This window comes from Candidatus Tisiphia endosymbiont of Ceraclea dissimilis (genome assembly GCF_964030735.1).
Taxonomy (GTDB): Bacteria; Pseudomonadota; Alphaproteobacteria; order Rickettsiales; family Rickettsiaceae; genus Tisiphia.
In genome coordinates this window covers 705,891-718,372 of the sequence record NZ_OZ034917.1, presented here as the reverse complement: position 1 = coordinate 718,372, position 12,482 = coordinate 705,891, and the positions used below count along the sequence as shown (strand labels likewise).

Below are 12,482 nucleotides of genomic sequence, written 5' to 3'. Positions count from 1 at the left end.
CTCTTCTAACTTTCAACAGTTATGGGTGGCTCGCAATGACGCTAAGCTATTTTCTATATGACTTTTTTAAATGCCATGCGTAAACTATTAACCATATCTTTAAAAGGCTTATTCTTATACCAAATTGAGGTTACTTACCCCTCCCTAACTTCGAGTCAACTTTTTTTTGTTTTTTGCTTTAATATTTGTCACAATTTTAGTTGATTTTGTTCTTTTAATATATTTTTTTGATGGAACTTTTATCAATTTATTAGCCATTGTCTTATTATTGCTCGATTTATCAAAATGCGTATCTAATAGTTTTACCATTTGCAAATTTCTGGACTCAGCAGATCTGCCGCCAGTGACAATAGCAACCAATGATTTGTTTTTTCTAGTTGCAGCAGTAATCAAGTTATAACCAGCTGGAGTGGTATAGCCGGTTTTTAACCCTTCAACTCCTTCATAAGTTTCATTCACTTTATTATGCCCTCGTATAGTTTTACCTCTAAAAACAAAGTTATTTTTAGAAAAATAACTATAATATTTGGGAAAATCTCGCTTAATAGCTATAGATAGTTTAGCAAGATCCCGAGCAGTAGCTTTTTGACAAGGATGATGCCATCCAGAAGCATTTTTAAAATAAGTATCTCTCATACCAAGCTGATGGGCACGAACAGTCATCAACCGAGCAAATTTTTCCTCACTACCTTTAATATTTTCAGCCACAACCATAGCCGCGTCATTTGCCGATTTAACAATTAGACCTAAAATAGCCTCTTTTACAGTAATAGAGTCTTTCTCTTTAAGTCCTAGTTTACTTGGTAACGTTTTTTCTGCATTTTTTGAAACATATAATTTTTGATTTATTGATAACCTACCAGATTCTACTGCTTCAAACAATAAATACAAGGTCATTAGTTTTGTTAATGAAGCCGGATATATTTTAGTAGTAGAATTTTTATCATGCAAGATTCTACCGCTATTGTAATCTACAACAAGACTTGTTGGAGTTGGGGCAGATACAGGTTTTTTTGCAGCATAAGCAGAATATGAGCTTATATTGAATGTTATTATACAGGAAAAAAATAGCAATAGTTGTAATCGCATTAGCATAATTATATGGTTTAAAAATCTTCTTGTTAAGATATAGTCAATTGATGAGAAGTTGGTGACGTCGTCGCTCAATGCTCGCCTATTACTTATAGGCGTCGCTCCATCGCTCCTGCTATCTACTTCTCCTGAATTGACTATAGAATAATATTACGAGTCGGCAAAGTTAAAATTATTGTTTTATAACTGTGGATTTTTTTTTGTTCTCTAAAGCCTTTGTTAATTCAGTTTCATCTAACGTTTTTATAGGTTCTAATATAGTACCCGATGTTTTTATTTTAAGATTTATAGGAGTATTTTGATTACTAGAGTCATTTAAATTAAGTTTTGAGTCTGCTATATAGAAAGATAATATTGAAGATAATGTCATGTCCCAATTATATACATTTACAGCTAATGATGCAGACCCACTAGTATATTTCGTATTAAATACTACATCTTTTATTGTAGCTATGCCATTTTTTAACTGAATGTTGCCACGCAAACTATCTAATTCAGTTTGCCCTTGATACATAGCATAGGCTAAATCTTCTTTTAAATATTTAAGATTATAATCTTTATTATTAACTTTTTCTATAAATGAATCAATGGAAAAGTTACTGATTTTAGCATTTTTTACGACAAACTCTGATTGAGTGCTAAGCTCATATAACAATTTTTTTAAACTATCACCATTAGTGGCGAGTGTTCCATTGATACTCATCCCCCCATAATTGTTTAGTAACCCTTTCGGAAAAATATTAGATAATTGAGCTAAATCAATAGAATTTAGGGCATAAACAAAGCTAAGAGTATATGGATCTAATAAAATATTACCTTCTGCTGCTAATTTACCAGAAAGTAAATTTGCTTCAAGGTTACTGATCTTAAATAGGGCATTGTTATTTGCTAAAGCAAATTTAATATTTTGTAATACTAGATCATTCTGCGTTATTTTTGATAACATGCCATCTAATTTTAACTCTATTTTTTCTAAATCAAATTCATTTAGTAATTTATTTCGTAGATTAAGTAAAGATTCAGCAGTTAAATAGTTAACATTAAGAGAACCATCATTTATTGTAACTTCTAATTGTGGTTTAATATTATTTGCTAACAAATTGGCACTAAGATTGATGTAATCACTATTGGTTCTTATATCAAGATTACTAATTTCAATATTACCTGGCGAAATATTTGCTAATATATATGCTTTCCCAAATGAATTATCTCCCATAATTATATCATTGATCGTGATATCAAAATTACCTAAATAATTAACTGTTCTAATGGGAATATATTTAGCTAAGTATGATTCATCTTTCATATTTTCTGACAAACTTTTGACAAATTTTACCAATGGTGAAATTATTGGATAATCCTCTCTATTTAAATCTATCGAGGAGAAGTCAAGAATAGCTATAAAATGTGGCATAGAACCAATAAATCTAGCCGTAATATTACCGGTAACTTTAGTATTCTCAGTTTTTAGCATAAGATTTTGTAAATATACATCTATTAAAGTTAGTTTTAAATCTGAGGATAAAATAAAAGCTGTAGGCTTTTTACTAACTGCCTGTTGATAACCTAAAGTATTCAATACAGAATTAAGGTCATTATGTTGCAAGTAAATTGTGCCGTCAAATATACTTCTTACTGAGTTTTGAGTTACATTACCTACAAATTGAAAATTTCCTCCGGATTTTATTGTACCAGAAAAATCATTAACCACTAATACCCCTTTGTCTAAATTAAGCAAAATTTTAGTATTATTTAACACCTCATCGTTATTTAATATTATTTGATCAACTAAAATATTGGTGATAATTGATTTATTCTCAAAGAGAAACCTTAACCCAAAAATTGAATTGCTAAATTGTTTAATATTATTTGATGAGGTAATCAGTGATTTTGTATCTATCTTAGGAAAATGTAATTTTATTATACTAGTAACATCATCACTTTTATTCAAATATATTGAACCATTACCTGCTAGTGAATTAGAATCTATAATTATATTTTCTAGTTTAAGTAATTGAGGAGTAGACAAAATGTCAAACTTGATATTTATCTTTTCATTCGGGTTAATTTTTCTAAATAAAGAATCTAAATCTGGTATAAGAATATGTAATATATCAGCTAAATGTTGTATTAGATATTCTGCTTTGCCATTTATCAGTTTAGAGTCTATATAGGTTTCTAACAGGTGAAAATTATAATCACTATTAGCGATAGTAAGGTCAAGATTTATTTGATTAGCATTTCTTTCAAAGAATCCGGATAATTTTCCTACATACCCCCCATTTCCCTTGAATGAAATTTTACTAGAAACAGGGTTGTTTTTAAATAGAGAGCAGTTATTTAAAGTAAGAATAGGTTGGTTATCTTTATTTAAAATAGTCAGATTTTTAACATCAAAATTTATATCTATTATACCATTTATTATCAATGAACTAACTATCCTATCATGGTTTATAATGTCAAAATCCTGCTCATCTGAATATATTGTGGCATTATTTATGGTTACAGCACTAATTTTTGGTCTAAGAATTAATAATGACCATGGAGCAAAGTAAATTTTTATATTTTCTAATTCCAGCCTTCCATCTTCTTTTATACGATCAATAGTCAAATAAGGTATAGGAAATTTAGTTATTTTTATGTTTTTTAGATTTTGAGGAGAAATTTTTAATTCATTGACAAAACTGTTACTGACAGAATTATAGTCAACAAAGTTTACAGCAACTAATATAGAGCATATTAACAATGAAATAGCAATGATAGTAGATATAATTATTTTTCTTATCATAAAAGATTATCCAAGATCCAATATTACTAGGAGATTGTTAGAAATAACTAAAGTAATTATCCCCGATGGTCTCTTAGGTATATATCAAAAACGTTAAAAATAGAAACTATAGTCAATTGATAGGAAGTTGGTGACGTCGTCGCTCAATGCTCGCCTATTACTTATAGGCATCGCTCCATCGTTCCTAGCCCCAAATTCCCCTGAATTGACTATATATCACTGAATTTGGGATATAGCTAATCCGATTAAGAATTTAGCCATTGCGATCTGACGAAGAAGTTATCACCAATTTGCATACGTCCTCTCAAATTGCTGTATAAGCTTTTCCATATAACCGGCAGTTTATGCTTGTTCCTAATCCATTATCTGTACCAGTCTTCAAAGCTTATTAACAGCTGGATAAGTAAAAAGTAAAATATGAGTTAAATTAAGCATAAAATGAACAAGTATACTTGCTTCAATTCTTTTCGTTACTTTATATATCCATCCATATAAAGCTCCAGCTACTGTAGCTAAAATTACGTATTTTAGCCCTCCTGGATAGTGCATCACTCCAAAGAAAAGTGCAGGTATTAGTATGGCTATATCCTTAGAATATTTATATTTTAACTGATTTAATGATTCTTGGAAAAATCCTCTAAATAATCCTTCCTCAGCAACGCATGTAAAAAATAAATTATTGATTACCCATATCCATAAATTTTGTGGTATCTTTGGTGCAAATTTGATGTACTCAAATGCAATAGATAACACTATTATTACTAATAGAATAATTGGTAATCTATAAAAAACTTGCAAGAGTAATATTTTCAGTTCGCTACAAGTAGATGCTAAATCTAAAGTTAAACCTATAATAATTAAACCAACAATTGTATTATCTAAGTTTAAATATAGTGTAAACGGTAAAGCATCTGGAGTGAGTTGTATTTTATCTAAAACTAATAAATTATCAAATCCTGGAATTAAATGCAGTTCTAACATTAATCCAAGTACGAACACTAAACTCCATAAGACATATTTCAATTTAGTAGAAGATTTATGATACGAAAATACTAAATAAAAAAACAACAAAATTGCTAAAATAGCAAACAGGCTTGCTATATTACTAACAAAAGATAAGACTAGAGAAATAGATAAAAATAATTGCCATGGTTTAAATTTGCCTTTCACAGGAAGCCATAATGATATAACACTAATTAGTAATGTTATATATGTAAGATATTTTAGCCACATATTTCATCTATAATTGATTTGGGGTAATGTTGCACAGCCTATAGCTAACCAGTTTACTGCATTTTCAATAGTTCATTGATTTTAGTAATAGATAGTCCAGTAATTTTCGCTACTTCTTCAATTGAGCTACCATTGTTTATCATCATTTTTATTAATTTAGCTTCGCCTCTAGCTTCTCCGATTCTAATACCATCCTGTACTCCGATTTTGATACCATCTTGTAGTCCGATTTGAATCCCTTCTTCTTTCCATACTTGAGCTATACTAGGCATAAGTTCTTCTCCTTTTTCTTTAGTTAAACTATTTTTTAATATTTTTTCTAACTCTATTTTATCATTTTGCTCAATAAAGGTCAAAGTATAGCTCAATAGATTTCTTATGTGGTCATGACCTATTGTTATTTTACTCAATTTAGGCAAGAGATAAGAGATTTCTTGCCATCTTTTCAGTAATTGACGTTCGTGGATGTGTTTAAGGAAAAATAACAAAATCCCAGACCATATTTTTTTCTTGAGTTCTTCATCGGGGATGTCATGTACGTTAATAAGCTGACAATCATTTGTCCAAAAGCCTCTGGCTAAATCTGGATGGCTAAATAAATTCCATATATTAAGCGATGCGTTATATTTCTTCTTGCCATTATAAATTATTAGGGGATAAATTAATGGGAGGCTTTTAGCTTTATGATTAGTAGTTAAATATAGATCACAAATATTAATCATATATTTAAATAACCTAAATGCCATCATTTTATCAACAGTACTTTGATGTTCCAATAGCAAAAAAATATAGCCATCCTGATCATTAAACTTAACAGAAAATAATACATCTGAAATAGTTTCAGAAAGGTCTTGCTCAATAAAACTATCTTTTTCTAATTTTAAAGATGTACTATCGATTAAAGCCAACACATCCTTCGGCAAATGAGTTGCCAAAAACTCTTTAGCAACTATGGGATTCTCCATAGATTTGCGAAAGATTTCGTCATGTTTTGGCTTGTCTAGAGTCATAATAAAATTTACTTATATAGCTAATCTAATAATTCATTACTTATTGTACTTTCAGTAATTCATTGATTTTAGTAATAGATAGTCCAGTAATTCTCGCTACTTCTTCAATAGAGCCGCCATTGTTTATCATCATTTTTATTAATTTAGCTTCACCTTTAGCTTCGCCTCTAGCTTCTCCCCTAGCTTCTCCGATTCTAATACCATCCTGTACTCCGATTTTAATACCATCTTGCACTCCGATTTTGATACCATCCTGTAGTCCGATTTGAATCCCTTCTTCTTTCCATACTTGAGCTATACTAGGCATAAGTTCTTCTCCTTTTTCTTTAGTTAAACTATTTTTTAATATTTTTTCTAACTCTATTTTATCACTTTGCTCAATAAAGGTCAAAGTATAGCTCAATAGATTTCTTATATGGTCATGACCTATTGTTATTTTACTCAATTTAGGCAAGAGATAAGAGATTTCTTGCCATCTTTTCAGTAATTGACGTTCGTGGATGTGCTTGAGGAAAAATAACAAAATCCCAGACCATACTTTTTCCTTAAGTTCTTCATCAGGAATATCATGTACATTAATAAGCTGACAATCATTTGTCCAAAAGCCTCTGGCTAAATCTGGATGGCTAAATAAATTCCATATATTGAGCGATGCGTTATATTTCTTCTTGCCATTATAAATTATTAGGGGATAAATTACTGGAAGGCATTTAGCTTTAGGATTAGTAGTTAAATATCGATCACAAATATTAATCATATATTTAAATAATCTAAATGCCATCATTTTATCAACAGTACTTTGATGTTCCAATAGCAAAAAAATATAGCCATCTTGATCATTAAACTTAACAGAAAATAATACATCAGAAATAGTTTCAGAAAGGTCTGGCTCAATAAAACTATCTTTTTCTAATTTTAAAGATGTGCTATCGATTAAAGCCAACACATCCTTCGGCAAATGAGTTGCCAAAAATTCTTTAGCAACTATGGGATTCTCCATAGATTTGCGAAAGATTTCGTCATGTTTTGGCTTGTCTAGAGTCATAACTTACATATAAGAAAGAATTTTAGAGAGGTAGGTAACAACATTTTCTACTGTTAACTCTTCTGTTATTCCTGTTTTACGATCTTTTAATTCGACCACATCTTTCTCAGAGTTTTTGGAACCAATAATTATTTGGTACGGTGAACCTATAAGATCATGAGTGGCAAATTTTTTACCAGCTCTCTCATTTGTATCATCGTATAATACCTCTATTTTATTCGCTACAAACTGATCATATAGATTTTGTGATAGTTCATTGCATTTACTATCAAGTATATTCAAATTTAATATTGATACCATAAAAGGAGCAATATTTGGAGGCCATATAATCCCTTTATCATCATGACTTGATTCGATTATAGCGGCTAAAAGTCTTGAAATACCTATACCATAGGAACTCATTTCCACTGGCACAAGACTCCCATCACTAGCATTTACTAGAGCCTTCATTGCTTTAGAATATTTTGTACCAAGATAAAAAATATGCCCAACCTCTATAGCCTTACTACTAGCAAGATTCTCTTCTGTTAACAAACATTTATCATGAACATGTTTTTCTTCTGCTACCGCATATAAGGATTGTAATTTTTCAATATCTAAATTTTCCTGATCTATTAAAGATAGAAATTTTTTGTCATAAAAAATAGTACTCTCACCATTAGTGGCAAGAATATGGAACTCATGGCTTAAATCCCCACCAATCTGACCATTATCAGCAAGTACTGGGATTACACGGAGTCCTATATCACGAAAAGTTTGTATATATGCTAGATACATCTGATTATAAGTTTTTATCGCACTTATTTGGTCTATATCAAAAGAATACGCATCTTTCATTAAGAACTCTCTACCACGCATCACCCCAAAGCGAGGTCTAATTTCATCCCTAAATTTCCACTGAATATGATATAAGTTTTTTGGCAAATCTTTATAGGACTTAATATTATTTTTAAAAATATCGGTAACCATATCTTCATTAGTAGGTCCAAATAATAACGTATTATCATGGCGATCCTGGAATTTTAACATTTCCTTACCGTAATTCTCAAATCTTCCAGATTCCATCCATAAAGATGCTGGTTGAATACAAGGCATTAATATTTCAATGGCACCTACTTTATTCATATTAAGTCGGACAATATTTTCAACATTTTTTAGGGCTTTTAATCCCATAGGCAACCAGCTATAAATTCCAGCAGATTGTTGTCTTATCATACCACTTCTAAGCATCAATCTGTGAGAAACTACTTGAGCCTCTACTGGCTCTTCCTTTAGCACGGGTAAAAAATATTTTGATAGTAACATAGCTCTTTCTTTGATTATTTTTTGGCAATAATATTTAGAAATTCATGACGATATTTCTGCTGCTCTAAATATATACCAGTATAATGCATAGTATTCATAATACTATCATTTTGCATAACACCTCTAAGAGTCATGCAACTATGTAATGCAGAAATCCTGACCGCAACACCCATAGGCTTAATATATTTCTGTAATGTTTCAGCAATTTGTACTGTCATTTTTTCTTGAATCTGTAGTCTTTTTGCAAAAACATCAACTATTCTGGCAAATTTACTGATACCTATTATACAATTATCTGGTATATAAGCTATATCAACCGTACCATTTATTGGTAACAAATGATGTTCACAAAAAGAATTAAACTTTATGTCTTTCAATAGAATGAAGTCCTGAAAGTTACCAGTTTCATAAAATTTAGTAGATAATATTTCTTCTACATTTTTATTGTATCCACAAAACATCTCTTGGTAAGTTTTTATTACTCTATCAGGAGTTTTCGCTAACCCCTCTCTATTTGGATCCTCACCAATAAATCGCAATAAAGTTCTAACTGCCTCTTGGGCTTCTTCTATAGTAGGTTTTTTCAAGGTCATTATTTTTATTATACTAATTATTTCAATACCATCTTTTTACCACAAATAACAACAAACATCAAGCCACCAACAATAGCAATTAGTCCTCCAGCACCCATTGCCCCCATCAGTAACTTACTGCTAATCGTCATTTCTACTCCTGGTGTTTTTCGCATCACCCCATAACCACCAGCAAAAAGAAGAGCTATAATATGTAACATTTGCCCGATAGTTAAAGTAATAATTGCTGCAGAGGAATATGAGTTTTTCTTTTGTTCATTATTACATGCATTGTCACATAAAAGAAAGCTAAATCCCATAAATGCCACACTTATTCCAACAATCGAACCATGATAGTGGGCAGGAACAGTAACGTTCATACTGGTGATTAACACGCCAATAAACCCTCCAGACAAAAATAATATGCTAGAACAAATGATGCTTGCTTTTATAAGAGAATTTACCACTAGTTTATGATTATGACTAACTAGCTCATAAAATATTAGTATCAAAGACAGAACTGGGGCTATTCCGCCACCATATTTCATTTGTTTAGTATAATATTCTTTGAATTCAGCATCTATAATATCATATGATAAGTGTCCCCAAATAGCTGCAATACTTATCAAAAAATTTAAATATAATAATATCAGATATAATTTGTTAAATCTTAGCTCTTTATTTACCCAAGTATTGGATAATACTATCATTACTAATATCATAATTTGTGTGTAAATAAATTGCAATAAATGCCCCCCACTCCAGAAAAGCAATTCATAGTAAAATTCTATATCAACTGGCACAAGCTTAATAACTTGTTGTAGTTGATAATAAGAACAAATAAAACATACCCATAGTAATATCCACATTATTGCAGTAGAAAGGATAGTAAAATTGATCAATTTTTGACTTTTTAGGTTCTTAATCGTTGCTAGGATGACGTTTGATGAAAATAACAATACCGATACGCCAAATAAACTAATTCCAAGAATAAACATTATATTCTCCAGCATTGGTATGTAATTATTCATTACAGGAAGATTTTGTCCACAAAGTGGTGATAAAGCTATTAGTGCAGTGCCAAAAAATGCTATTATTACATATGTTATACTGGAAGTCGTTGGCTGTAAATTATAGCTCCAAATACATGCTGTAACGGATATCAACCAAACTAGGATTGATAAATTAACATGAATAACCAAAGCTGATTTAAAGATTTCTGTATTGGGAAATAGGGTAACTAATATAGGAGTGCGGAGCATTACCAATATTATTGAATACACCCCAGCAAGGGCAAGCGAGATTACCCCATTTCTAAGCCAGCAAATAGCTAATTTATTACGACTTAATTGATCAATTATATTATTCTCAAGATTCATAAAGAATACTTATGATGGTGGGTTTGAGAAGACTTGAACTTCCGACCTCACGCTTATCAGGCGTGTGCTCTAACCAGCTGAGCTACAAACCCATTAGACCTCTTGCAAAACTCTACTTCTGCTGGTAATTTGGACAATGATGCGGTACTCGAATCCTCACGTACATTAGAGTACGCTGCGGTTCTGCGTTCCGTGTCTCCTTCAAATTCCTCAACATAAGCGAGTTTTGCAAGAGGTCTATTACTAGGAGGCGGTCTCCTAGTCTCCGCCTTTAAATATTGGCGGCGGTATTCATATACAACTAAGGGGGTTAACTACCCTGAAGTGGTGGGCTCGCCGGGATTCGAACCCGGGACAACCTGATTAAAAGTCAAGTGCTCTACCAGCTGAGCTACGAGCCCCAAACATAATGCTTAAAGACAAATTGTGTCCCAAAACAATATTCCAACACGCTTTACTTTATCGTTTAAAAAGGCTATCATGTCAACAATTATTTTGGTAAATATCTTTAAATGGTAACTTATGCATTCTGATGTTGCAATTATTATCCCTTCAAGACTTGATTCTGTTAGGCTTCCTAAGAAACCTTTACAATTGATAGGGGAACTGTCAATAATTGAACGCGTTCTAAGACAAGTACACTTAACCAAACTAAAAAATATTTATGTAGCAACTGACTCAGAAATTATAGCTAAAAAAGTTACTGATTGTGGTGGGCAATTGATTATGACAAACCCAGACTGCCAGACTGGTACTGACCGTGTCTATGAGGCATTTCAGGCAATACCTAACAATCATAATATTAATTATATCCTAAATGTCCAAGGTGACATGCCTTTTATAGAACCGGAATCAATTATTAAAGTTATTGAAAGCCTAAAGTCTAGTGACCATGATATTATGACCCCAGTAGTAAAAGTTGGTATAAACGCCGTAAATGGCAATAGTAATGTCAAAGTTATTACTGACCATAATGATAAGGCTCTGTATTTTTCTCGCAGTCTTATTCCTTATGGCTCTGAAGAATTTCTATATCACGTAGGAATGTATGGGTTCCGCAAAGAAGCATTAATTAAATTCATAAACTTACCTGTCTCAACTTTAGAATTAAGCGAAAAATTAGAACAACTAAGAGCCTTACAAAATAATATGTCCATAGGGGTATGTTATGTTAATAATATCCCCATTTCTGTTGATACCCCAGAAGATTTAAACAAAGCTATCAAATTTTATCAACAATTTAATATATAGTCATATAATTAACTATAGCAATAGACCTCTTGCATAACCTAATCTAATTGGTAATTTTGTTGTAAAAACTCATCTCCGTTCCTCACATACATCTTAGTCATATCTTTACCCATAAGTTTTTAATGAGTTAAAAGTTTCTAATGCCAAAGTAAAGTCCTTTAGCCTTTGGAGTCATATCCACATGGATTTAATGCTCGGAGCTTTATCACTTTTTCTATTTAAAAACCCACCGAATCGGGAAATTATCTTATTTATTTTACCAATCGAAGAGACAGTATTAGGTGGCAGCTTTTTGTAAGCAATAATATAGATCGCTTTCCACTCAACTTCTTCATAAAATAATTCACAACTAAGTGACGTATGGGATCTGCCTAAATACTTTGCATTTTTTAACTTTCAACAGTTGTGGGAGCTATGCCTCAGTACCCTACAATTTTTATTCTATAAGTATTAAGCAGCATAAAAACGTCATTGCGAGCTGATGTATCCCCACGAAATTAAGCACGACAAAGCTCCGTCTTTATAATAGATGCCAGGGGTTCTACCAATGGTTTTATGGCATGCAAATAATTAAATTCAATAATAAATTTCTCAAGGGTAAAATACGAATAAATCTTTTTATCTTTTACTGTGTTAGGTTGGAAAATTCTTTGCATACCTTGGCTATAGCCTACCACACCTATAACCCAATATGTTATAATAACAATGGCAGATAGTAACATTAAAACTCCCCATCTATTCACATCTAAAGTTCGAATATATCTTCCAGCAAGACCAAATTGATGACTTTTTATCACTCGAAACGTC

10 protein-coding genes, 2 tRNA genes and 1 pseudogene are annotated in these 12,482 nt (G+C 31.4%); 1 reads left to right on the top strand and 12 read right to left on the bottom strand.

Translation table 11 applies throughout. From position 1 onward, the window contains the following. Window positions 1-144: 144 nt before the first annotated feature. From ACQH1V_RS03495 to ACQH1V_RS03450, 10 genes are all read right to left on the bottom strand, one after another. Window positions 145-1,095: a D-alanyl-D-alanine carboxypeptidase family protein gene (locus ACQH1V_RS03495; protein WP_425360871.1), complete on the bottom strand. Its 951-nt coding sequence runs from the start codon at window positions 1,093-1,095 to the stop codon at window positions 145-147. Between the two features lie 169 nt (window positions 1,096-1,264). Then, window positions 1,265-3,880 (bottom strand): AsmA-like C-terminal region-containing protein, encoded by a 2,616-nt coding sequence (locus tag ACQH1V_RS03490; protein WP_425360788.1) that lies wholly within the window; start codon window positions 3,878-3,880, stop codon window positions 1,265-1,267. A gap of 378 nt (window positions 3,881-4,258) precedes the next feature. Continuing rightward, window positions 4,259-5,113, bottom strand: coding sequence for a CPBP family intramembrane glutamic endopeptidase (locus tag ACQH1V_RS03485; protein ID WP_425360787.1), 855 nt, complete (start codon window positions 5,111-5,113; stop codon window positions 4,259-4,261). A gap of 53 nt (window positions 5,114-5,166) precedes the next feature. Next, window positions 5,167-6,123, bottom strand: a complete 957-nt coding sequence (locus ACQH1V_RS03480) for an Rpn family recombination-promoting nuclease/putative transposase (RefSeq protein WP_425360786.1) — start codon at window positions 6,121-6,123, stop codon at window positions 5,167-5,169. Window positions 6,124-6,163: 40 nt separating this feature from the next. Then, entirely contained in the window at window positions 6,164-7,168 is a 1,005-nt protein-coding gene (locus ACQH1V_RS03475; protein WP_425360785.1) for an Rpn family recombination-promoting nuclease/putative transposase, read from the bottom strand. A gap of 3 nt (window positions 7,169-7,171) precedes the next feature. Beyond that, window positions 7,172-8,473 carry a proline--tRNA ligase gene (gene proS, locus ACQH1V_RS03470; RefSeq protein WP_425360784.1) on the bottom strand — a complete coding sequence of 434 codons (1,302 nt, stop codon included), beginning with the start codon at window positions 8,471-8,473 and terminating at the stop codon, window positions 7,172-7,174. 14 nt (window positions 8,474-8,487) lie between these two features. After that, window positions 8,488-9,066: a GTP cyclohydrolase I FolE gene (gene folE / locus ACQH1V_RS03465; RefSeq protein ID WP_192866950.1), complete on the bottom strand. Its 579-nt coding sequence runs from the start codon at window positions 9,064-9,066 to the stop codon at window positions 8,488-8,490. A gap of 17 nt (window positions 9,067-9,083) precedes the next feature. Then, window positions 9,084-10,424 carry a cbb3-type cytochrome c oxidase subunit I gene (locus ACQH1V_RS03460; RefSeq protein ID WP_425360783.1) on the bottom strand — a complete coding sequence of 447 codons (1,341 nt, stop codon included), beginning with the start codon at window positions 10,422-10,424 and terminating at the stop codon, window positions 9,084-9,086. Between the two features lie 15 nt (window positions 10,425-10,439). Next, window positions 10,440-10,516 (bottom strand) — tRNA-Ile (locus tag ACQH1V_RS03455). 233 nt (window positions 10,517-10,749) lie between these two features. Continuing rightward, a tRNA-Lys gene (locus ACQH1V_RS03450) sits at window positions 10,750-10,825 on the bottom strand. 121 nt (window positions 10,826-10,946) lie between these two features. On the opposite strand from ACQH1V_RS03450, the gene ACQH1V_RS03445 reads away from it, so the two are divergent. Beyond that, window positions 10,947-11,675, top strand: a complete 729-nt coding sequence (locus ACQH1V_RS03445; RefSeq protein WP_341748562.1) for a 3-deoxy-manno-octulosonate cytidylyltransferase — start codon at window positions 10,947-10,949, stop codon at window positions 11,673-11,675. Window positions 11,676-11,846: 171 nt separating this feature from the next. Here ACQH1V_RS03445 and ACQH1V_RS03440 read toward each other — a convergent pair. Together ACQH1V_RS03440 and ACQH1V_RS03435 are read right to left on the bottom strand one after the other, a co-directional pair. After that, a pseudogene (locus ACQH1V_RS03440) lies at window positions 11,847-11,993 on the bottom strand (IS4 family transposase); the annotation flags it as partial. Between the two features lie 179 nt (window positions 11,994-12,172). Further along, entirely contained in the window at window positions 12,173-12,472 is a 300-nt protein-coding gene (locus ACQH1V_RS03435; protein ID WP_425360782.1) for a hypothetical protein, read from the bottom strand. Window positions 12,473-12,482 lie beyond the last annotated feature (10 nt).